Genomic DNA, 22,463 nt, shown 5'->3' on the forward strand with positions numbered 1-22,463 from the left:
GTCGTTTGCTATTTTTTTGTCACCTTCTTTTTATCCCAATGTTCAACACACCCTATTTGAAATAAACAATTATAGTTATTCTTGATTTACCATATCATTTTATAAGTGTACGTCCTAGACATTTAGTACAAGCCTACTGTTATAGTGTGTAAGCAGAAATATCTAAGTGGTTAATTTATAAGTATATTAAATATTTTTATCTAATTTAATTTATCTGTTAATTATAATATCTAATGAAGATAATATTAGTATCATTAGATTCTTGAAGCTAAATAATTTCTTACTTCATTAATATGTTCAAAGGCTATAACATGTTTATCACTGTTGTTATTTTTATTAGAACTATTGAATGATGTACTTTTAGTTATATCGTGAATTGTAGAATCAGAGTGCGCTTGATCGAAGTTAGATACTAAATTCCTAAGCCACGTATATTGACGCTTAGCGAGCTGTCTCGTGGCATATAATGCCTTATTTTTCATATCTTGACAAGCAAACGCCTTATCAACCCTCTCACAATCTCGCTCTAGAAATTCACTAGCCTCTTGATAGTTGATTAGTTGTTTTGCCGCAGGATGTCCTGTTAGCAATAAATAATCAATAACTTGCCTATAACCGACACAACGCATTGAAGGCATATCTGAAGATAAATTATAACGCTGTAAAAGCTCTATAACCTCATTAAAGAACCCTTGTTGCCACATAATTTGTAATCGAAGCTCTATTCGCTTATGTAACCAAGGTCGATCCGGCATAACTGCCAAGCCAAGCCAATACTGCTGCGAACTATTGGACAATGCCTGCTTTGGAAGTTTTTGCCACTCACTTAAGGGTTTACCAGTCTGTTTATACACTTCAACGGCGCGAGTAATTCTTTGCGTATCACCTAATGGTAATCGTTCGGCAATAATAGGATCTACTTGCTGCAAATACTGATATAAAGATTCAGTACCTTGATCTAATCGCCATTTTTCTACTTCAAAACGAATCTGCTTGTCTGTATCAGGTACAGCCGATAGCCCATCAAATAAGGCCATGTAATACATCATAGTACCTCCTACAAGCACAGGAATCTTATTTCGGCTATGAATTTCTTTAGTCAAACATTCTACGTCAGTAACGAAGTTAGCTACACTATATGATTCAGTAGGGTCTATTATATCTACCAAATAATGCGGATATTGTCTTAACTCAACTTCAGTTGGCTTGGCTGTACCAATATTCATATTGCGATATATTAGCGCAGAGTCTACAGAAATTATTTCAAATTTACCGCTTTCATATAACTCATAAGCCAAAGATGTTTTACCACTAGCTGTGGGCGCCATTAAACATACGACAGCATTATTTGGCAATGGCTCTTTTTGAGATAGTAATTGTATTGAGTGCTCAACTTTCGCCATATTAACAGTCTCTTGTAGTCATAATTACTTCTTTTAAAGATACCAATTCAAAGTTTATAACGGATAGATTTAGATAATACCTTGATTAGATAGTACCTTGATTAGATAGTACCTTGATTAGATAGTACCTTGATTAGATAGTACCTTGATTAGATAATACCTTGATTAGATAGTACCTTCATTCTATAATCTTTGGACCAAGATCGTGGCAAGTTCCAAGACTGATATTTGCGTCAATGCATTTTGAAGAAGTAAATGACTATCTAACTTTGGTAGATACTGCAAACTATCAAGTAAAGCGTTAAGATGCGATAAAGAATCTAGATCTCTAAAATCTTTTTTATCAATTGATGATGCCGTTAATAAGGTTGTTGTGTCTTGTGTTGGCTCAATCACTAGATCGTGAAGCGCTAATTTTAGACCTTTATCACTAAACAAATAAATATATTGATTATATTGAATAAGAACCAATGCATTGATATCTACTAGGTCTAAAATCTTTGAAGCCTTTAATTTATTTAATTCACCTGCTTCAACATCAAATTTGTCTATATCGCCCTTATCTAATATGGCCAAACCTTTTAAAAAGTAACTGGTATTTTTTGGTTGTACTCTATCAATTAAACCTTTATTAGTAGCACTATGTGTATCATTGAAAGCTACACTAGCCGTAACTAAAGCAGAATTATTAGATTGGATATTTCCGCTTTGATTTAATCGGTTTTTGATATTTAAACCGTTTTTAATACATTCATCAGTATTCTTTTCATTCTCAGATAAGCACTTATTGTCATTTTGTATTTCATAGTCTGCTGTAGGCTGCTGAACCCTAATATGCTGCGATACTCCTGAATTATATGCACTACTACTATTATGTTCATTATTTGCAGTCAAATAGTGAGCTTTATTATACTCATCTACTTTAGCACCTAATAAATCAAAATGAGCGTTCAACTTGTTAGACTCACGTTGGCGAGCTTGCCAAATTTGCAATCCGTCTCTAACGCCAACTTCAAGGTGAGCCATGATATTAGCAAGGTTTTGAATCTTGATACTCTGTTTTGATGGGTGTACATTTAAATTTAGCCATAGCTTAGGTAAATTAAAAAAAAGCACATAACCAAGATTTTCAATATTTGGAAGACCTGACGCACTGTCGCGCACACTTTGCGCAATACGCCGGTCTTTAACCAGTCGGCCATTTATATAAATCAATTTATAGTTTGAGCCTGAAAACACTCTGGCGCTAGGAATTAGAAAACCAGTTATAGATAAAGGCTGCTCTACGTTATTTTCCCAAGCTTGTTGAGGTCGCAAGACTTCTAAATTGATAGTTAAAGGCTGTAAATTATGCTCACTAAATAATTCCGCTTGATCATGACTATTAGGAATTACAGCCTTTAATCGGGCAAGTACGGACTGCATAACAGCAGACTTCATGGGCTCAAGATCATTAACTACAGCATAGTTTAAGTTGGTATCAACCATACCAATAGATTCAAAGTTAAACCTGCGCTTGTCGTTGTGCCACAATGCAAAGCTAACATCGCTGGCCACTAATGCCAACTGCTTGACCACCATTTCAATATGCGCGTATTCAATAGAAATAGATTTTAGGTTACCGCGTCTGGCAGGCACATTAAAATATAAATCCTTTACCGTCACAGTTGTGCCTCTAGGATGAACGACAGGTATCAACTGAGGAGTATCCTCTAATATACCAGCTACATTTAATTCTCGCCCAATCCCAGTATCATCACTACAGCTTGTCAAGGTCAGTCTTGATACCGCTGCCGTCGCTGCTAAGGCTTCTCCACGAAAGCCTAAAGTAGCAATGCCTTGTAAGTGAGCCACATCCGCAATTTTGCTAGTAGCAAATCGGGTTACAGCCATAATCATATCGTCTGGATGAATGCCACAACCATCATCAGACACTTCAATAATACCCATACCCCCTTGGGTAATGCGAACCTCAATATGTTTTGCACCTGCATCAATAGCGTTTTCTATCAGTTCTTTTACCACAGAAGCAGGACGAGTTACGACCTCACCAGCGGCAAGTTGATTGACCAATAGCGGAGGAAGCTTTTTAATACGATTATTGGCTTTATCTGATACAGCGGCCTGCTCAGGCTCATTGGTTTGATAGTTTAGATTGTTAATTGGTGTTGAACTACTACTAAAGGTCATATAGGGCAATCAATAAAAAAATAATTTATAAACAGAGTAAATCGAATAACTATAAATAACTAAGGATCAAAATGACTCAATAACGCAATCATACAATCAAACACAAAACATAGGGGATTTTAAGGAGCAACAAAGTTGATACTATCCTTATGTTTTATGCTAACTTTTCTAAGTTCTTGACCGTTCTCATTAGCCACTATGATAGTTATGATCATTTGAGGCTGCGGTAAGTAGTCTTGCGCACGACTCGCCCACTCAATGATTACTAAAGCCTTTTCATCTTCCAAATACTCTTCAAAACCAATAAAGGATAACTCTTCAGGATCTTGCAAGCGGTATAAATCTGCATGATAAACCCGCTGTATTGAACGATTATTGAACTCAGCCTGTTCAGAGGTTTCACCCCCATTCAATTCATAAGGCTCGACCAACGTATAGGTAGGACTTTTTACAGAGCCTTGATGGCCCAGTGCATGTAACCAATAACGGGTTAAAGTAGTCTTACCCGCTCCCAAATCTCCGGAAAGCCAAACACTACCCGTAATATTTGCTTTGGCCAATTGAATTGCTAAAGCTTGAGTATCGGCTTCGGTAGTTAAAACGATTTCTTTAATTTGGCTTGACATGGTCTATATCTCTCACACGGTGATTTTCTTACAGGCTTTCAATAGGATTTCAATAAGCTTTAAATAGGTTTCGTAAGTTAATCTGAAACCTTTAGTGGCTACTTAAAATGTTGATTTATATCAAACTCTTTTATTTAAAATATAGACTACCTGCTTTAATCTAGGCTTTAACTTGTAAGCTAACTTTAGGGTTTACAAAGGTCTCTCCCGCAAGTAACTTTTGGTACATCTTGGGGTCATTCCACTCTTGCATCACTTGGTCACTAAATTCAAAGTCTTCAAGATTTAAGATACCCATGTGCTCATTGCTAATATCTTCTAAAAAGCACTGGGCATATCCTGTTGCGGTTTCATGAGCAATAACCGAATACACGCTTACGCCCTCTTCGCCATTGGCCATTTGAGTTTGATTCAATATATTTTGTGCCCAAAAGAATATTACTCTTGAGAATTGTTCAGCCGAAGGAGAAACTGGTAAACTAATCCAACGGGCACTGTACTTTTTACACATTTCGATATATTGAGGATCGTCTTTATTCCAAAAACAAATGGCATGATCAAAACTATCAATAATATCTTTGATGGACGATTTGAGTAGACCAAAATCATAAACCATTTGGCCATTATCTAATCTATTTGCTTGCAAAATTAGCTCAATTTGATAGCTATGACCATGAATAGAGCGTTTGCATCTGTCTGAGCTACAGTTACGCACAATGTGAGCGTTTTCAAATTTAAAGAGCTTACGAATTCGCATGATTGGTTCTCACTCAAACTTAAACATTTTATGATTTATCAAGGTTAATAACCGATAGTTTAACACTTTAGACAAAAAACAAAATGGATAACACCCTTAAGTGTTACCCATTATTCAATCCAATTTAAAGATGCTATTAAAAAAGGCTGTTAGATTTATTTGAATACAAACATACAATATGGATATTAAGAATTTAAAAATTTTATTTTAATGAAAGTCAAAATCTATCATAGTAATTTGAAACTCATAACTATGCTAATAACTTTTTGATATCACTTTCTATTGCTTCAGGTTTTGTAGTTGGGGCATAACGATGAACCACTTGACCTTGGGGATTTATCAAAAACTTAGTAAAGTTCCATTTTATACCGTCTGTCAAAAACCCACCCTCTTGTTTTTTTAGCCACGTATATATTGGGTGCTCTGCTTTACCATTGACGTCTATTTTTTCCATCATTAAGAAATCAACACCATAGTTCTTTTGACAAAATGCGCCAATTTCTTCATTACTGCCAGGATCTTGACTGCCAAACTGGTTACAAGGAAAGCCTATGACCACTAAGCCTTGATCTTGATACTTTTGGTGTAATTGCTCTAAACCTTCAAACTGTGGAGTAAAACCACATTTACTAGCGGTATTAACTATCAATAACGCCTTATTTTTAAATTGACTGAATTCTATTTCATTACCGTTTAAATCGTTTGCTTTAAAATCATAGATTTCCGACATTGTTTCTTCCTTGATTTAGGCTAGTTTAAGTTTAATAAAGTTTTTACTCTTCAGTTTTTTAAGATAAATATTTCTAAGAGTTATATAGCTATATAGACAATAAATTGATTTTAGTAAATAACACATTAATAAATAAAGCTGTCAAATAAGGTTCTAAAATAAAGCTGTTAAATATGGGTCGATAGAGAAGGGTATCAAATATAATTGATAAATAGAATCAAACTTTTGGTTCCAAATCAATGGAAGCTGAATTAATACAATATCTCAACCCTGTAGTTTCTCTTGGACCATCAGGAAATACATGTCCTAAATGTCCACCGCAATTACTGCAAGTTACTTCTACCCTTCTCATGCCGTGTGACGTATCTAAATGCTCATCAACAGCAGACTTATCTATAGTAGCATCAAAGCTTGGCCAACCACAGCCAGCATCAAATTTATTACTTGAGTCGAATAATTTAGTACCACATCCCTTACAGCGATAAACACCTTGCTCACTCATATCGTTATGTATACCAGTAAAAGGACGTTCAGTGCCTTTTTGACGTAATACAAAATACTCTTCTTCTGTCAAACGTTGACGCCAATCTGCATCTGTTAGCTGGGCAATTTCTTCTTTGGATAGATATGTATCTTGCATAAGGCTTCCTTAATTGTTCTATTCTCTAAGTTCAAACATAATTTTTATATGAATAACAATTTTGTTTTAATTTTACAGGTAAAATTTTTTTAAAGGCTCATCAGTTAAAGTAATTTAGCGATTAAGATACTAAGTGATATGACTTTAAGTTAAGAAGATAGTCTTACTATATTGAATAACCTTTCGAATAGATTCTAGACTAACTATGTTATGAAATTAATCTAGAATGTATCAAAGTCCTATTATTAATATTTTAGTTTGAAATAACTATTAGGTTCAAATTCGTTTATTCAACACTCTATCTAATAAACTAAACATTATCCTATTATCATAGAGCTTTTAAAATTGTTTGAAGTTACATAACTATAAACATAATTATTTATGAATAAACAACATTATTCATAGAACTTTATGAGCCTGATAATAAAAGGTTTAAGCTTTTGAATTATTTGATGGTGATATTAAATAGATATATCATATTGTGAATGCAAGTAATACTTGCATTTAGCGTATTGTAAAATAATTCATAATGCAATAAAATCTTGCATTAGAATAAAACCTTCATTTTAAATCATTAAATTTTATAAATAGCAAAAGAGTAGATAAATGAGTGAGCATTCTGAATTTAAAGCACAAGGAGAAAGACTTAGTAAATTGCGCAAAGCGAAAGGGCTTACTGCAGAACAATTGGCTGCTGAAATGACCAAGAGTGGCTCAAAAGTGAGCCGTGGCGCAATATCTAACTGGGAACGTGGCATAAATGGCATCGTATCATCAAAGTTACCCGCTCTAGCTACTCTTTTGGGCTGCTCTGAAGGTTATTTGCTGCGAGGTGAGTTGTCTGAGACAAGCTCGTTAAATTCCGGTGCTAACTCACTAAGTAACAACAACGCCAATTCAAGTTATGACAACTCCTATACAGCCACTAAACCATCAACTGACCAAAATACGCCCCTTTCTTCAAGTCAATGCGATAATAATCAAAGCACGAGTACCCGAATTATGACCAATACCATATCAACCTCAATTCGTAAACCTTTAAAGAAATCAGACAAACTTAAAAACGTCTGCTATGACATCCGCGGGCCTTTATTAAAGACGGCAATGCAAATGGAAGCCCAAGGTCAAAAAATTTTAAAGTTGAACGTGGGTAACCCTGCGCCCTTTCATCTTGATGCGCCTCATGAAATCTTGCAAGACGTGGCATTAAACCTACATAATGCTACCGGTTATTCAGACTCACAAGGCATCTTCTCAGCCCGTAAAGCAGTCTTACAATATTATCAATCAAAAGGCTTATTGTCTGCAGTGGACATTCGTGACGTATATTTAGGCAACGGTGTGTCAGAGCTTATTGTAATGACGATGCAAGCTTTAATGAACGATGGTGATGAAATACTTATTCCAATGCCCGACTACCCTCTTTGGACTGCAGCAGCTAATCTTGCAGGCGGTACCGCGGTACATTATCGTTGTAATGAGGACAATAATTGGCAACCAGATATCGAAGACATCCGATCTAAAATTACGGATAAGACTCGTGGTATTGTAGTTATCAATCCCAATAACCCTACGGGTGCGCTGTATTCAAATGAGGTATTGCTTGAGATTATTGATTTAGCACGCGAGTACAATCTGGTATTGATGGCTGATGAGATTTATGATCGAATACTATATGATGACGCAGTCCACACCCCTATGTGTACCTTGGCGCAAGACATATTGATTCTAACTTATAATGGTTTGTCAAAATCGCATCGTATCGCAGGCTTCCGTGCAGGCTGGTTAATGCTATCGGGGAATAAAGACCATGCAAGCGACTTTATTGAAGGTTTAGATATGTTGGCATCTATGAGATTGTGCGCCAACGTGCCAGCACAACATGCGATACAAACTGCAGTGGGCGGTTATCAAAGTATACGAGATTTAACAGCCGAATCAGGCCGCTTATATAAGCAGCGCCAATTAGCAGTTGAACGTTTGAACGCTATTCCTGGTATATCCTGTACCATGCCACAAGGTGCATTTTACTGTTTCCCTAAAATTGACCGTACAATTTACCCTATTAAAGATGACATGCAGTTTATGATGGATCTGTTAATTGAAGAAAAAGTACTAATGGTTCAAGGTACAGGCTTTAATTGGGATGCTCCTGATCACTTCCGCGTCGTATTCTTACCAAATTTATTGGACTTAGAAAATGCTATGGATCGTCTGGACAGATTCTTTGCCAATAAGCGTAAACAGTTTGGCACTGAACATTTATTAACCGGTTGCCAAGAAGAAAAAGCAGAAACCTTGTAGTTACTGGCTACAAAGTTATAAGCCATTTAAGTTATTAGGTTTGAGATTTTAGGTTTAAGTCATTAGGTTTAAGTCATGAGGTTTAAATGCTAAATTATAAATATCCTTTATTCTATATTTAATAAAAAGAGGGGCTAAAAATAGCCCCTCTTTTTTTTTAACGCATGCTATTTATAACCTATATAGCAGTATCTAATAAATGATTAGACGATAATATGATTAGACGATAGCTAATCTGGTTTATAAGTATCTCGTAAGCTTACAATTTGGTTGAAAACTGGCTTGTCGGGTGTGTGCTCTTCTACATCTGCCACAAAATATCCTTCACGTTCAAACTGGAAACGATTTCCTGCATCAGCATTGGCTAATGATGGCTCGACCACTGCTTGCAATATCGTCAACGAGCTTGGATTTAAAGCATCATGTAAATCTGTTACTGCGCTTGGATTTTCTGCTGAAAACAAATGCTCATATAACCGCACATTTGCAGGTACGCCTTTAGTGGCCGATACCCAGTGAATTACACCTTTTACTTTGCGATCTTCTGGGTTTTTGCCTAAAGTATTTTTATCAATAGTCGCTTTTAACTCAACTACATTGCCTGCTTCATCCAATAAATGATCAGTCACCGCCAATACATAGGTATTACGCAAACGAATCTCTGGCTTTTCAGGCGACAAGCGTTTATAGCCTTGAGGAGGCTCAAGCTCATAGTCCCCTTGATCAATGTATATGGTTTTAGTAAATGGAATTTCACGCTCGCCCATATCGATATTGGGATGTTTTGGCTGGCTGATCCATAATGTTTTTTCTTTGCTATCAAAGCGGGCATTCACTCCCTCATCTTTTAGGTTTTCCCACTCATTTAGCGCTTCATCAAAGTTGGTAATAGTGACTTTAAGCGGCTTTAATACAGCCATACCACGTGCAGTAGTATTCTCAAGTGACTGACGAATACTAAATTCTAATAGTCGGAAATCCACCACACTATCCGATTTGGTCACACCAACACGTTCACAGAAATCCCGTAACCCTTCAGGGGTGTAGCCACGACGACGCATACCAGCAACGGTCGGCATACGTGGGTCATCCCATCCTGTTACGATACCTTCGTCAACCAATTGCTTTAATTTACGCTTACTGGTCATGATATGGTCAACATTTAGACGGCTGAATTCATATTGATGAGGTGGATATTTGATACCGCCTTCAGCACCCACTTTTTCAACGGCCCAATCGTAAAAAGGACGGTGATCTTCAAACTCTAAAGTACAGATTGAATGAGTAATACCCTCAATTGCGTCCGATAAGGGATGTGCAAAATCATACATCGGGTAGATGCACCATTTATCACCAGTTTGGTGATGGGATTGATGCATTACACGGTAAATAACAGGATCACGTAAGTTCATATTTGGGCTAGACATATCGATTTTGGCACGTAGTACTGCCTCACCTTCGCCATACTTACCATTTTTCATATCATCAAAGCGCTTTAAGTTATCCTCCACACTTGATTCACGCTGAGGAGAAGGCTTACCAGGCTCATTAAATGATCCACGAGTCTCACGAATCTGTTCTGGCGTTTGCAAATCAACATAAGCATCGCCTTGCTTAATTAGCTTAATCGCCCAATCATGTAATTGATCAAAATAATTTGAAGCATAATATGGTTCATTTGCCCAATCAAAGCCTAACCAAGTAACATCATTTTTAATGTTATCAACATAATCTTGTTTCTCGGCAATGGGGTTGGTGTCATCAAAACGTAAGTTACAGATACCATTAAACTCTTTTGCAACACCAAAGTTTAAACAAATCGACTTAACATGACCCAAGTGTAGATAGCCGTTAGGTTCAGGAGGGAAGCGAGTGATAATTTGCTGATACTTGTCCTGAGCGACATCCTCTCGAATGATATGACGAATAAAGTCATTTTTTTGTTCCTCTTTTTGCTCAGCTAAAGCATTCTTATTATTGTTATTGGGCTTATTTTCAATGCTCATCGAATGGCTTCTCCTATAAAAACCTGAATATCTTTATTAAATACTTGAAAATTAATTATGTAAAAGGTTGAATGTACAAAAATTTGCCCCATTCTATCAGGTTTAATAAACCCTGTAACAGCTAGACACATGACAACCTAAAAAAAAGAGGTTAGACTACCCCCTTAACTTAAACTGTATTTACTCTATATTGAGCTAATACCGCATTTAAACAAGGGTTTATATTCTAAACCTTTAGGTTGTATTAAAGATTAATGCTGTAAAACTTGGATTTTTTATAAACTTTAACCTTATAATGCTTATAATAAAAATGGCTTGGGTAGGTTTGGCAAATAGTCAAATGAGAGCCCTCAAGGACATCCTGTGAATGCACTTAAAACGCTAAGTTTTGGCACTTTAATGATGCCCCTTTTTTTAATGGGCTGTAGCAATGCTACTACATCCCAAACTACCACCCCTAATACCAATTCTAATATTACAATGAATACTAAGGAAACTAAAATGAGCGATATGCCAGTAGTAAAGCTAAACACCTCTATGGGTGAAATTGTTATCGAATTAAATAAGGACAAAGCACCGAAGACAGTTGAGAACTTTGTTTCTTATGTCAAATCTGGTCAATATAATGGCACTATCTTCCATCGCGTTATTCCTGATTTCATGATCCAAGGCGGTGGTATGGATGCTAACATGAATGAAAAAAGTACCAATGCGCCAATTGAAAATGAAGCAGATAATGGTTTGAAAAACGAAGAGGGCACTATTGCCATGGCGCGTACACAAGATCCACATTCAGCCACTAGCCAGTTCTTTATTAACGTAAAAAACAATGCATTTTTAAACCATTCTGGCAAAAACATGCAAGGATGGGGCTATACCGTATTTGGTAAAGTAACCAGTGGTATGGACGTAGTTAAAAAAATTGAAGGTGTACCAACAGGTCGCTTCGGTATGCATGCTGATGTGCCAAAAGAGCCTGTAATGATTGAATCTGCAGAAATGGTTTCTGAATAATTTTACTTTTATCAGTGATATTTATGCTATGTTTAAATTACCGAATCACAAAAGTATTGACTGACAAGTTACTGAATGAATATTTAGTGATTAAACTATGTCCGTAAATGATCCCGCTATAGTTGACTATAGTCATATAATTACTACTCGACCGCATGATATCTGTAGAGTACTAATTAGTGACTTACATTTGTCAGCCGATGAGCCTGCCTTAGTGCAGGCTTTTTTGGCTTTGATTGATGATTTAAAAGCTCTAGCTAATTTAAATGAGCTATATATCTTAGGTGATTGGTTTGATGCCTGGGTTGGTGATGATCGCTATCTGACTTTGTCATCTACCGAGTTCCATAGAAACTGGCTTACTCCAATTATAGAGACGCTATCGGAGCTAAGTGCAAAAGGTTGTGATATTAAAGTGATGCATGGCAATCGTGATTTTCTAATTGGTCAAGAATTTTGCGATTTATTTAACGCCGAATTAATTCATGAACCCTATTTTATTCATATTAACGACAAAAGCTTTCGTTTAGAACATGGTGATGCCTTGTGCACCGATGATAAATCTTATCAGCGCTTTCGCACTATTATGCGTAATCCAGTGACTCAGTGGCTTTTATTAAAGCGTCCTCTGCAAAAGCGCATAGCGTTGGCACAAAGGATTCGTACAAAAAGCTCCATGGATAAATCTCATAAATCCATGTCCATAATGGATGTCAATCATGCCGCAGTTCTTAAAGTATTAAATAAGGTCGATGGTCTGATACATGGCCATACGCATCGACCGGCCAAGCATGAAGTGATTGTGGATAAAAAAAACCACACTACTAAACCACGATATGTGTTGGGAGATTGGCGAGTCATTCATCGGGACAGTGCCTATGAACAAGTTGAAGCCATTATAGCCATTAGTTATTGTGAAACAACGTATTCTGACAGATCCTTACTATATGACCAAAAACAAGAAGGTGCTGGTCAAATTGAACAAAATTTTCGTCAAATAACTTCTACACAACTGGCTAATGAGCAACATAGTATTGATAAAAGCAGACTGGATCAAAAAGAAAGCCTTCAATTAGTCAAGTTTGAAATAAAAACCTGACGTGTTGAAAGCTGTATCGGTTAAAACTGTAGCTATGTTTAAAGATTAATCTAATAGCTTGAAAAAATGTTGACGATAATGTTTTAACTCTCTAATTGAGTCTCTTATATCGTCCATGGCTAAATGGCTACCCGTCTTCTCCACCCCTTTAAGGATGTCTGGGCGCCAGCGATAGCATAGTTCTTTGATTGAGGACACATCTAGGTTACGATAATGAAAAAAACGCTCTAACTGTGGCATTTGACGCGCTAAAAAACGACGATCTTGGCAGATTGAGTTGCCACACATCGGCGACTTGCCTTCATCTACCCATTTATTCAAAAACTCTATGGTTTCTTTTTCAGCTTGTTCAAGCGTTACCGTACTGCGACGAACCCGATCAATAAGTCCCGATTGCCCATGCTGTTTGGTGTTCCAATCATCCATAGCATTTAACTTTTGATCAGACACTTTGATAGCAAATACGGGGCCTTCAGCAAGTACATTGAGATCTTCATCGGTCACTATGGTAGCAATTTCAATGATTTCATCATTCATGGTATCTAAACCCGTCATTTCTAAATCAATCCAAATAAGCCCTTTTTTGCCTTGATTCTTAATTCTAATTTTATTGGGGTGATCACTCATAATACTTCCTAAACACTTTTAATTGAGAAAGATAGATAAAGGTTTTTAAGGGTCGATGGTTTATACCAGCTGATTTAAGCGGTACCTTATTTAGCTTATGTACCTATGTTAACAAATTTAACACCGCACACCTTAATTTATCGCGCACTATAACATGTAAACTTTGAATTTATTGTACCAACATTCAATTAGCTATATCCTAGGCAACTATTAAAATTTAAATTTCTTTAAAATAAAAGTGTGATGAGATATCTTTTTATCGGAATTAACTCATTTATCCTTTGGGCTTAGCATATATAATTTTTATTCAGTAATACTCAATAGCAGTATTCTTAAACATTGAACACTAAACACTAAACACTAAACACTAAAGGTAACTTTAATTTATGGCATTGATACGACAACGTAAGCTCACCAATCAACAACTTAGACGCATAGACAAACAACAAGCTCAGCAACAAGAATCCATAGATGGTAGTTTGATGGATGGTGTTGTTATGGCTCATTATGGCAAACAGTTGGAAGTTCAAGTTACTTCATTGCCGGCGATTATTCCTGACCCACCTATCGTGGCAGAAGGTGAACCTGAGCCATTTTGGCAATCTATTGATCTGGGTGATATTTGGCGTTGTCATGCGCGTACTAATTTACCAATGATTGCCACCGGCGACAAGGTGCGCTGGGTAGCTGACCCAAATACTGGCTTTGGTCGTATTGAATCTGTTCAACCCAGAACTTCATTGGTATCTCGTCCAGATCGTTATCATAAGCTTAAGCCTGTAGCCGCCAATGTGGATATTTTAGCTATCGTGTTTGCGCCTCTTCCAGCCGCTGCTCCGAGTCTTATCGATCGTTATTTGGTAGTTTGTCATCATGCTGATGTGAAGCCACTGCTAGTGTTAAATAAAGCAGATCTTTTATCTATCCAAGACTATGCCTTTACTCGAGAGCTTCTGACTCAATACGAAGATTTAGGCTATGAGACCGTTCTTACTGCTGCACCTTGCCCAGAGAATATCTTGCATGGTGCCCAAAGTCTCGAACAACCAGACGCTGATTTGGGATTATCTCATTTACAAGATAAGATTAAAGATAAGCTAGTGATTTTTGCAGGGCAATCAGGCGTTGGCAAAAGTACATTAGTAAATGCTCTGTTACCTGAATCTGATCAAAGTGTTAATGTCATTTCTACCAACTCAAAACTCGGTCAACATACCACCACAACCAGTCGCTTATTGCCATTTAATCCAGATGACCTTAGTCAAGGTGGTATAGTTGACACCCCTGGTATTCGCGAATATGGTATATGGCACTTAACTCCAGACGATATTATTGCAGGCTTCATTGAACTGTACCCACTGGCCGCAAATTGCCAGTTTAGAGATTGTAAGCACACTTATAATAGCAAAGGTTGTGCATTGTGGGAGGCAGTAGCAGATGGTACAGTTATGCAACGCCGCGTGGAAAGCCTAGTTACCTTGCAAGCGGAAGCCGATACCCCCACATATTAGACATTGTTATAAATAGATTTAAGACACAATAGCTAAGTATATTGGGTACTAGGCGATTAGTTGCTAATTATCTCGTGACGGTAATGCATTCTCACCGTTATCACGTTATAATAATGCTAATAAAAAATTTTACTGGAGAAGTGTCTTGTCACTAGATCGCTGGCTTGAATTTATGGGTCATCACCCGATTTTATTTGGTACATTAGCTGTACTTATTTTTTTATTTTTTACTGTGGAAAACAAACGCAGTGGCAAGAAGGTTTCCCCCAATACTTTAGGCACTTTGGTAAATTCACAAAATGCACAAATAATAGATATCCGTGCAAAAAAGAAGTTTGAAACAGGTTATATTCAAGGCAGTCGAAATATACCCTTTACTCAATTAAAAGAGCGCTTGGAAGAAATCAGAGCCATTGAAGCGCCTGTTGTTGTGGTTTGTGACATGGGCATTCAAGCTGGAGCAGCCGTGCAAATGATAGGCAAACCAAACGTTTATCGCTTAGAAGGCGGTATTGGCGGCTGGCAAGCTGCAGGAATGCCACTTGTAGGCGCTACTGCAAAAAAAGCAAAGACTGTTAATATTAAACCCAAAGTATAACCAAAGTAATTTAAGTTATTTGCTTCAACCATTAATAGCTACAGCAAAGTTAAATGTTAATAATATAATTTAAGGACTATTTATGACTGCATCTGTTACAGTATATACCACGCCAATATGTCCATATTGCTCAAATGCCAAACAGCTTTTAAAATCTAAAGGTATTGAGTATCAAGAAATTGGCATGCATGACATCAGTTCTGATGACCGTATGGCATTAATGAAAAAAACCAATAACTACCGTACTGTTCCCCAAATTTTTATCGGCGATAATTTTGTCGGCGGATTTGATCAGCTTAATGCATTAAATGAAAGTGGTAAGCTTGATGAAATGTTAAATGCTTAATGTTAATTCGTTAACATCAAGTATTTACTAATTTTATAACTATAAAATTAAACTTAATAAAAAGGAAAATTATCATGGCTGAACAACAAGTACAACCTCAACTAGCCCTTGAACGCATCTTTGTAAAAGACATGTCTCTTGAAGTATCTAGCGCTGAAGTATTCACAAAAGAATGGCAGCCTGAGCTAGATATTAATTTAGCTACCAACGCTGAACCATTAGATGAAGATCATTATCAAGTTGTTTTAACAGTTAGTGTTAATGCTCAAAATTCAGGCGCGGCTGCTTTTATTGCTGAAGTTCATCAAGCTGGTATTTTCTTAATCAAAGACATTCCTGAAGATCAGATTGGTCAAATTTTAGGCGCTTATTGTCCTAACATTCTGTTCCCTTATGCTCGTGAAGTAATCAGTGACATCGTTACACGTGGAAGCTTCCCACAGTTATTGTTAGCGCCAGTTAACTTTGACCAAGCTTATGCACAAAGCCTACAACAAGCTGCTGATGGCGAAGGTAATGCTTAATTAGATTGCCGATTTAGACAGTCTTTATCATGTAATAGAGACTAATTAGTAAATGCTAGTCAGTTAATATTAGGCATTAAAAGTTATCCGTAAAAAGTTACCCATAAAAAGTTACCCAAAAAAAAACCTCAGTCTTATAGAATGAGGTTTTTTTTAACTTAAACATTTAACCATTAAGTCTTAGGGTAGTTTTAAAGATTAACCTTTAAGAGCAGTTAAGATATTTTCTTTAACCACATCTATATCTTTAGTACCATCGAATTGATGATATTTTGGCGCATTAGTATCTTCTTTGGCTTTCTGCTGATAAAAGCCTACTAAAGTGGAAGTTTGTTTATGATAAGTTGCTAGACGCTCTCTAATAGTCTCTTCTTTATCGTCATCACGCTGTATAAGAGGTTCCCCACTAACATCATCTAGACCTTCTTGCTTAGGTGGATTGTACTTAAGATGATAAACACGGCCTGATCCTGGATGCTGACGACGACCAGACAAACGAGATACGATTTCATCATCTGGTACGCTGATTTCTACGACATGGTCGATATCGACTCCCGCTTCAATTAGTGCTTCTGCTTGCGGAATCGTACGTGGAAACCCATCGAAAATACAACCATTTACACAATCAGGTTTTTCAATACGCTCTTTTACTAAATTAATAATTAAATCATCAGATACCAAACCACCAGACTTCATGATGCCTTCAGCTTTTTTACCTAATTCAGTACCTTCTTTAATTGCAGCACGCAACATGTCGCCTGTTGAAATTTGTGGGATATTATATTCTTTTGATATAAATTGTGCTTGGGTTCCTTTACCGGCCCCTGGAGGCCCTAGCAAAATAATACGCATCATAGTCGTAATCCTCTTGTGTTGTGTCGATGAGTAAAATCATCTTAAAAATAAAACATCTTCAATAATATTATAATAAAAATAACTAAATGGTAACCACAAGCCCTAAATATGGTATGTCTCATTAGGTGGCTACAACTAAGGACGCCCCTGATAAGTCCTTTAGGCTATTATATAAAGCTCAAATACCTTACATTGTGCTGTAAAAAAGCTCAAGTTATTTTAATAATAAATACCACTATAAATAAAACTTAGTAGTCAAAAATTTAAAGTTTAATGACTACTAATACTTTAAGGTAGCTGAGCATTAATTTCGGTTTTAACTTTTAACTTAGACTCACTACCTTGTTGATAATTTAAAGGTAAGTCATTGGCTGTCAAATCACCAGTTTGTGGCATGGCTTGACCCGACTTACTTACTCTAGCTTTTAATACCAACTGTTTGCCTTCTTGCATTGCTTTTGACAAAGTATGCGTAGGCATCATTGCATCTTCATCGCTAAGCTCAATATTATAGCCATTAACTGCTTTGGTCAGCTCTATGGCTGGCATACGTTTAACTGCTAAAGGTGCACCACCCGTTGACTCTTGAATGGTAACAAATAAAATATCTGATGGTTGAAGCATAGGTGCCAAGCTTGGGTTTAACGTTACGTTTGCAGATACGGTTATTGAATTGGTTTTAGTAGCTGAATCACCCTTAGCCGAAGCCATACTTGCTTGTTGCTGCTGGACAATATTACGGCTTAATTCATCTAAGCTCTTTAACGCTTCACTATGATCACCGTCTCTAGCCATAATACTTTCTCTTAGACGAGTTACCCAAGCTAAAGCTTGTGTATAGTTGCCAGAGCGTGCTTCACCCATTGCCATAAGCATTTGCGCCCCTTGATGTTGCGGATTCTTTTGCAACACATCTTCAAGTGCTTTACGGCTACTGCTATCTAACATTCCACCACTTGTGAAAAATTTAGTTTGCGCATAACTGACTGCAATATTCTCATCTTCAGGCGCCAATCTATAAGCACGAGCTTGAGCTTCTAAGGCTTGATCATTGGCCTCAAACGCAAATAGAATATCAGCCAATCGCATCCAGCGCATAGGATCATGGGCATGTTTATGAACATTGGTTTGGATAGCACCCATCAATCCAACCGAGTCTTTAGCTGCCCATTCTGGTGGTACGTCAATTTTACCGGTCAGTAAATCATCTGCAACTTGGCCAACTTTATCTTGAGCCTGCCATAGATTAACGACAGAAGATCTATCTCCTGATAAAAAATAACCAAAAATGATTAATAAAGGAATACAAGTTATCAAGGTTAATCGTACTTTTGTATTACGAGTAAATTGCTGCTCACGTTTGGCTTTAGTTAGTAAACCATTACTCGTCTCTTTTTGTTCAGCAGAACCATTCAAAATCACACTATTCTTGTCTTCACTAGCCAACAATAACTGACGTTCAAGTTCAGTCTTTTGAACCTTAAATTCAGCTTCAGTCATCGCGCCGTCGTTAAAATCAGATTTTAACTCTTCTAATCGCTCATTAAATACCTCAACATTAAGCGCTATCAGCTGATCGTTTTGAGCGGATTTATTGGCGCGTAGCCATGGCATAAGCACAATAACGGCTAATAAGATTGCCAATAAAATTGCCAGCGCGACAAAGATCACTAACGTTGGCATGATTTAACTCCTTACAAGTTGAGATATAAGCCGCAATCAGGGTAACAGCTAATTTTAAGGTTTATTGATCTATATTTAAAATCTTTAGCAAACAACTAGTCTTTATCGCCTTAATCTTTAGAACTATGCTTTTTAAGCAACGCTTTTAATTTTTCAGCTTCTTCATGACTTAAGTCAGACTCCATATTATCAAGATCAATGCTACGATTTTCTGATGAATTAGATGAACCCTGTGTGACTATGACTTGTTTTCTACTATTGGCTTTAGTACGCCATAACCAACCTGCTACTAATAAAAGTAAAAATAAAGGCGGAAAATACCATAATATCCAAGTTGAGGGACGAACGGGAGGCTTATAGCTGATAAAGTCGCCATAGCGCTCATACATATACTTACGAATTTGAGCATCGCTTTGACCAGCCTTTACCATCTCATACGTTTTGCGCTTTAAATCCTGCGCAATTTGAGAGTCTGAACCAGCTAAATTCTGATTTTGACATTTAGGGCAACGAAACTCTTCAATTAAGCCTTGATATTGAGCTTCTTGACTGGGACTGTCAAATTCATAGACTTCGATTGCAGCCTGAGCAGTAACACTGGTAACCATTAAAGATAAGACCAATACGAGTAAGCTAAAGCTATATTTAATCAAATTTGCACTTTGACTATATACTAAGCGTGAAGTAATCATTTACATACCTCTGCAATATTTTTGGCCGTATCTGGCGCTGACAAATCCGATTTTTGTTGACCCAATTTGGTTAATAGGGACATACAAGGTTCGATTCGTGATTTCCAATTTTCGGCTGCCACTTCGCCAATAATGTGCTGGCGAATGTTACCTTCTGAATCAACAACAAATGTCTCAGGAGCGCCAGTTAGACCTAAGTCAATAGCAAAACTGCCTGTATAATCACGAAAACTAAATAAGAACGGATCACCACCATCGGCCAAGTAGCTATTGGCATTATCTATCTCATCTTTGTAATTAACACCGACCATAGGTATGCCTTGATTATGTAGCTGCATTAAGTAAGGATGTTCAACCACACAAGTAGGACACCAAGAGCCCCAAACATTAATCAAAAATGGTGTTTTGGGTAAGTCTGCATTGGTCACGTTTTTTGAAGGATTAGACAATAAGGGTAAATCAAAAGCCGGTACCGGTCGGTTCAATGCATTATCTATCACAATCTCTGTTGGCTTACCTAGGCGTGCAAAAAACATAACCAATAGGCCTGCAAAAACAATTAGCGGAATTAAGAACCAGATTTTAAATTGTGACTTTCTCATGACCGGATCAGACATTCAAACCTCTCCTTAACTAATAGTTTTTTAACCAAAAATTTACTTAGACTGTGATGTTTTTAGGCGATACCGACGATCTAACATACTCGTAATTCCGCCTAAAGCTATGATAATTGCCCCCAACCAAAGCCAAGCAATCATTGGTTTGACATAGACGCGTATTGCCCAACTGCCCTCAGGTTCATTGGCTTTAATAGGCTCACCTAAGGCCACATAGACATCATGCATCATAGTGGTTTGGATACCAGCTTCTGTCATCGGCATACTACTGACCACATAATCACGTTTTTGCGGATATAAAGTGGTTACAAATTTGCCGTCTTTTTCAACTTTAATTTCAGCTTGAGTGGCGTCATAGTTCTGACCGCGCACCTGTTCAAAGTCTACTAAGGTAAAATGGAAGTTATTAACATCTACAGTATCTCCCACGCTCATAGCCACATCTTTTTCCACACTTAGTGCAGTGGTTACTCCGATACCTAAGGCGACAACTAATACGCCCAGATGCGCAATTTGCATGCCCCAATAATGAGCTTTTAATCGTTTTAGACCTTGACCCAAACTTGGCGCATTGCGAGTTTTTTCTTTAATATCGTAAAGCATCCACGCCAAAACCCATAGACACAGTAGCCCTGTAATAGCAATTTGTACATTTAAGCTTTGAGTAATTAGATAGGTAATAATCCCAGCCAATAATGCACTACTTACGAATATAGTTAAGGCGGCGCCCAATAAAGGTCGCTTGTCTTGTTTCCAGCGTAAGTTTGAGCCCATACCCATGGTCAGCAATATCAGCCACGCTAAAGGCACAAATAATGCGTTAAAGTAAGGAGGGCCTACCGAAACTTGGCCCAAGTTAAAGAAATCAGCGATAACAGGATACAATGTACCAAGTAGCACCACCAATGTCGCCACTAAAATTATAATGTTATTAATGACTAACAAGGTTTCTCGTGACTTAAGTCCGTAATGACTCTCAACCGTTAATCGCCAACCGCGTATTGCAAAGGCAACTAATCCGGCACCAATAACCAATCCTAAGATAGTCAGAATAGCCAAACCTCGAGTTGGGTCTGCAGCAAAGGAATGAACTGAGGTAATAACGCCCGATCGAACTAAAAAAGTTCCTAATAAACTTAAAGCAAATGCAAATATAGATAGCATGATAGTCCATGCTTTAAATACGCCTCTCTTCTCGGTCACTGCCAAAGAGTGTATCAAAGCCGTACATGCTAGCCATGGCATTAACGAAGCGTTCTCTACAGGGTCCCAGAACCACCAACCGCCCCAGCCTAATTCATAGTAAGCCCACCATGAACCTAATGCAATTCCCAGCGTTAAAAAGCACCACGCCGCCAATGCCCATGGACGCGACCATCTAGTCCATACCGCATCAAGTCGACCTGCCCACAATGCCGCCATACAAAAAGCAAAGGGTACAGCCATACCCACATACCCCATATAAAGCATAGGCGGGTGAAAAATTAAACCAGGGTCTTGTAGTAAGGGATTAAGGTCAGCTCCGTCGACAGGCACATTAGGCAGCGTTCTTTCAAAAGGCGATGATGTGAAAATTAACATGGCCAACATCATTAGCTGCACTGCAGCTAATATTACTAGGACACGAACGCGCATATTTAACGGTAACCCACGGCTAAACCAAGCTACCATGGCAGACCATGCTGCAAGGATTGTTACCCATAACAGTAAAGAGCCTTCATGTCCGCCCCAAGTTGCTGAAAGTTTATAATACCAGGGCAACAATGAGTTTGAATGCTGAGCGACATAAACCAGCGTAAAATCGTTAAGATAGAAGCCAGCCATCAGTGCCAAAAATGAAACCGATACTGCGACAAATTGTGCCCAAGCCAAACTTGGTGCTAAACGTTGCAAATGGGTCTGATTTTTTGCAATACCAATGGTGGGTAATACCACTTGCAATAAAGCCAAAATCATTGATGCAACTAATGCAAAATATCCTAGCTCAGTAATTACCATATTTGCTCGCCCTAATACTACTATGCCGTTGCTTATTTTGAGTTCAAGTAAAAGAAACTATCGTAAAAGAAACTAACTTCTAATTAAATAAGCGTATAAATTTTTAAAAAAACCTTGTTTACTAAGCCTATTGGTTATCACAAACTTCGCTCACTATTACCTGCAAGCTAGTATAGTAAAACCAATTAAGTCTGAAATTACTACTTTACTAACTATTTTTAACCTAATTGCTTTAACCGATTT

The 22,463-nt window shown here is 37.4% G+C and carries 20 protein-coding genes; 7 read left to right on the forward strand and 13 right to left on the reverse strand.

The genetic code is table 11. The annotated features are described in order from the left end of the window. Nucleotides 1–254: 254 nt before the first annotated feature. From miaA to msrB, 6 genes are all read right to left on the reverse strand, one after another. Nucleotides 255–1,403, reverse strand: a complete 1,149-nt coding sequence (gene miaA / locus QZ265_RS00315) for a tRNA (adenosine(37)-N6)-dimethylallyltransferase MiaA (RefSeq protein WP_296402243.1) — start codon at nt 1,401–1,403, stop codon at nt 255–257. A 183-nt stretch (nt 1,404–1,586) separates the two neighbouring features. Further along, a complete protein-coding gene (gene mutL / locus QZ265_RS00320; RefSeq protein ID WP_296402245.1) occupies nt 1,587–3,593 on the reverse strand; it encodes a DNA mismatch repair endonuclease MutL in 2,007 nt (668 codons plus the stop codon). Nucleotides 3,594–3,712: 119 nt separating this feature from the next. Continuing rightward, nucleotides 3,713–4,219 carry a tRNA (adenosine(37)-N6)-threonylcarbamoyltransferase complex ATPase subunit type 1 TsaE gene (tsaE, locus tag QZ265_RS00325; protein WP_296402247.1) on the reverse strand — a complete coding sequence of 169 codons (507 nt, stop codon included), beginning with the start codon at nt 4,217–4,219 and terminating at the stop codon, nt 3,713–3,715. Nucleotides 4,220–4,379: 160 nt separating this feature from the next. Continuing rightward, on the reverse strand, nt 4,380–4,976 hold the full coding sequence (locus QZ265_RS00330; protein ID WP_296402249.1) for a 6-carboxytetrahydropterin synthase: 597 nt from the start codon (nt 4,974–4,976) through the stop codon (nt 4,380–4,382). A 250-nt stretch (nt 4,977–5,226) separates the two neighbouring features. Beyond that, nucleotides 5,227–5,706, reverse strand: coding sequence for a glutathione peroxidase (locus QZ265_RS00335; RefSeq protein WP_296402251.1), 480 nt, complete (start codon nt 5,704–5,706; stop codon nt 5,227–5,229). A 217-nt stretch (nt 5,707–5,923) separates the two neighbouring features. After that, nucleotides 5,924–6,346 (reverse strand): peptide-methionine (R)-S-oxide reductase MsrB, encoded by a 423-nt coding sequence (gene msrB, locus QZ265_RS00340; protein WP_296402252.1) that lies wholly within the window; start codon nt 6,344–6,346, stop codon nt 5,924–5,926. Between the two features lie 606 nt (nt 6,347–6,952). On the opposite strand from msrB, the gene QZ265_RS00345 reads away from it, so the two are divergent. Beyond that, nucleotides 6,953–8,650: an aminotransferase class I/II-fold pyridoxal phosphate-dependent enzyme gene (locus tag QZ265_RS00345; RefSeq protein WP_296402254.1), complete on the forward strand. Its 1,698-nt coding sequence runs from the start codon at nt 6,953–6,955 to the stop codon at nt 8,648–8,650. Nucleotides 8,651–8,880: 230 nt separating this feature from the next. Here QZ265_RS00345 and QZ265_RS00350 read toward each other — a convergent pair whose 3' ends face one another. Next, entirely contained in the window at nt 8,881–10,656 is a 1,776-nt protein-coding gene (locus tag QZ265_RS00350) for a glutamine--tRNA ligase/YqeY domain fusion protein (protein ID WP_296402256.1), read from the reverse strand. A gap of 501 nt (nt 10,657–11,157) precedes the next feature. On the opposite strand from QZ265_RS00350, the gene QZ265_RS00355 reads away from it, so the two are divergent. Both QZ265_RS00355 and QZ265_RS00360 read left to right on the forward strand, forming a co-directional pair. Beyond that, nucleotides 11,158–11,670, forward strand: coding sequence for a peptidylprolyl isomerase (locus QZ265_RS00355; protein ID WP_296402323.1), 513 nt, complete (start codon nt 11,158–11,160; stop codon nt 11,668–11,670). Nucleotides 11,671–11,767: 97 nt separating this feature from the next. Beyond that, nucleotides 11,768–12,769 (forward strand): UDP-2,3-diacylglucosamine diphosphatase, encoded by a 1,002-nt coding sequence (locus QZ265_RS00360; protein WP_296402260.1) that lies wholly within the window; start codon nt 11,768–11,770, stop codon nt 12,767–12,769. A 45-nt stretch (nt 12,770–12,814) separates the two neighbouring features. On the opposite strand, the gene orn is transcribed toward QZ265_RS00360, so the two are convergent. Continuing rightward, nucleotides 12,815–13,396, reverse strand: a complete 582-nt coding sequence (orn, locus tag QZ265_RS00365; RefSeq protein ID WP_296402261.1) for an oligoribonuclease — start codon at nt 13,394–13,396, stop codon at nt 12,815–12,817. A gap of 386 nt (nt 13,397–13,782) precedes the next feature. On the opposite strand from orn, the gene rsgA reads away from it, so the two are divergent. From rsgA to secB, 4 genes are all read left to right on the forward strand, one after another. Then, on the forward strand, nt 13,783–14,907 hold the full coding sequence (gene rsgA, locus QZ265_RS00370; RefSeq protein ID WP_296402263.1) for a ribosome small subunit-dependent GTPase A: 1,125 nt from the start codon (nt 13,783–13,785) through the stop codon (nt 14,905–14,907). A gap of 172 nt (nt 14,908–15,079) precedes the next feature. Next, nucleotides 15,080–15,505 carry a rhodanese-like domain-containing protein gene (locus QZ265_RS00375; RefSeq protein ID WP_296402325.1) on the forward strand — a complete coding sequence of 142 codons (426 nt, stop codon included), beginning with the start codon at nt 15,080–15,082 and terminating at the stop codon, nt 15,503–15,505. An 82-nt stretch (nt 15,506–15,587) separates the two neighbouring features. Then, nucleotides 15,588–15,851, forward strand: a complete 264-nt coding sequence (gene grxC / locus QZ265_RS00380) for a glutaredoxin 3 (RefSeq protein WP_296402266.1) — start codon at nt 15,588–15,590, stop codon at nt 15,849–15,851. Between the two features lie 74 nt (nt 15,852–15,925). Then, nucleotides 15,926–16,375, forward strand: a complete 450-nt coding sequence (secB, locus tag QZ265_RS00385; RefSeq protein WP_296402268.1) for a protein-export chaperone SecB — start codon at nt 15,926–15,928, stop codon at nt 16,373–16,375. Nucleotides 16,376–16,573: 198 nt separating this feature from the next. Here the strand turns inward: secB and adk are convergent, their stop codons facing one another. The 5 genes from adk to QZ265_RS00410 all read right to left on the reverse strand — a co-directional run bounded on the left by adk (nt 16,574) and on the right by QZ265_RS00410 (nt 22,220). Next, nucleotides 16,574–17,227: an adenylate kinase gene (gene adk / locus QZ265_RS00390; protein WP_296402327.1), complete on the reverse strand. Its 654-nt coding sequence runs from the start codon at nt 17,225–17,227 to the stop codon at nt 16,574–16,576. Nucleotides 17,228–17,518: 291 nt separating this feature from the next. Further along, nucleotides 17,519–18,913, reverse strand: coding sequence for a c-type cytochrome biogenesis protein CcmI (ccmI, locus tag QZ265_RS00395; RefSeq protein ID WP_296402270.1), 1,395 nt, complete (start codon nt 18,911–18,913; stop codon nt 17,519–17,521). Nucleotides 18,914–19,023: 110 nt separating this feature from the next. Then, the gene (locus tag QZ265_RS00400; RefSeq protein ID WP_296402272.1) at nt 19,024–19,605 is read right to left on the reverse strand and encodes a cytochrome c-type biogenesis protein; all 582 of its coding nucleotides are present in this window, start codon (nt 19,603–19,605) and stop codon (nt 19,024–19,026) included. Next, nucleotides 19,602–20,222, reverse strand: coding sequence for a DsbE family thiol:disulfide interchange protein (locus QZ265_RS00405; RefSeq protein WP_296402274.1), 621 nt, complete (start codon nt 20,220–20,222; stop codon nt 19,602–19,604). The genes QZ265_RS00400 and QZ265_RS00405 overlap by 4 nt, the downstream gene beginning before the upstream one ends. 39 nt (nt 20,223–20,261) lie before the next feature. Further along, nucleotides 20,262–22,220: a heme lyase CcmF/NrfE family subunit gene (locus QZ265_RS00410; protein WP_296402276.1), complete on the reverse strand. Its 1,959-nt coding sequence runs from the start codon at nt 22,218–22,220 to the stop codon at nt 20,262–20,264. Nucleotides 22,221–22,463: the final 243 nt, after the last annotated feature.

It is taken from the genome of Psychrobacter sp. (assembly GCF_018260395.1).
Taxonomy (GTDB): Bacteria; Pseudomonadota; Gammaproteobacteria; order Pseudomonadales; family Moraxellaceae; genus Psychrobacter.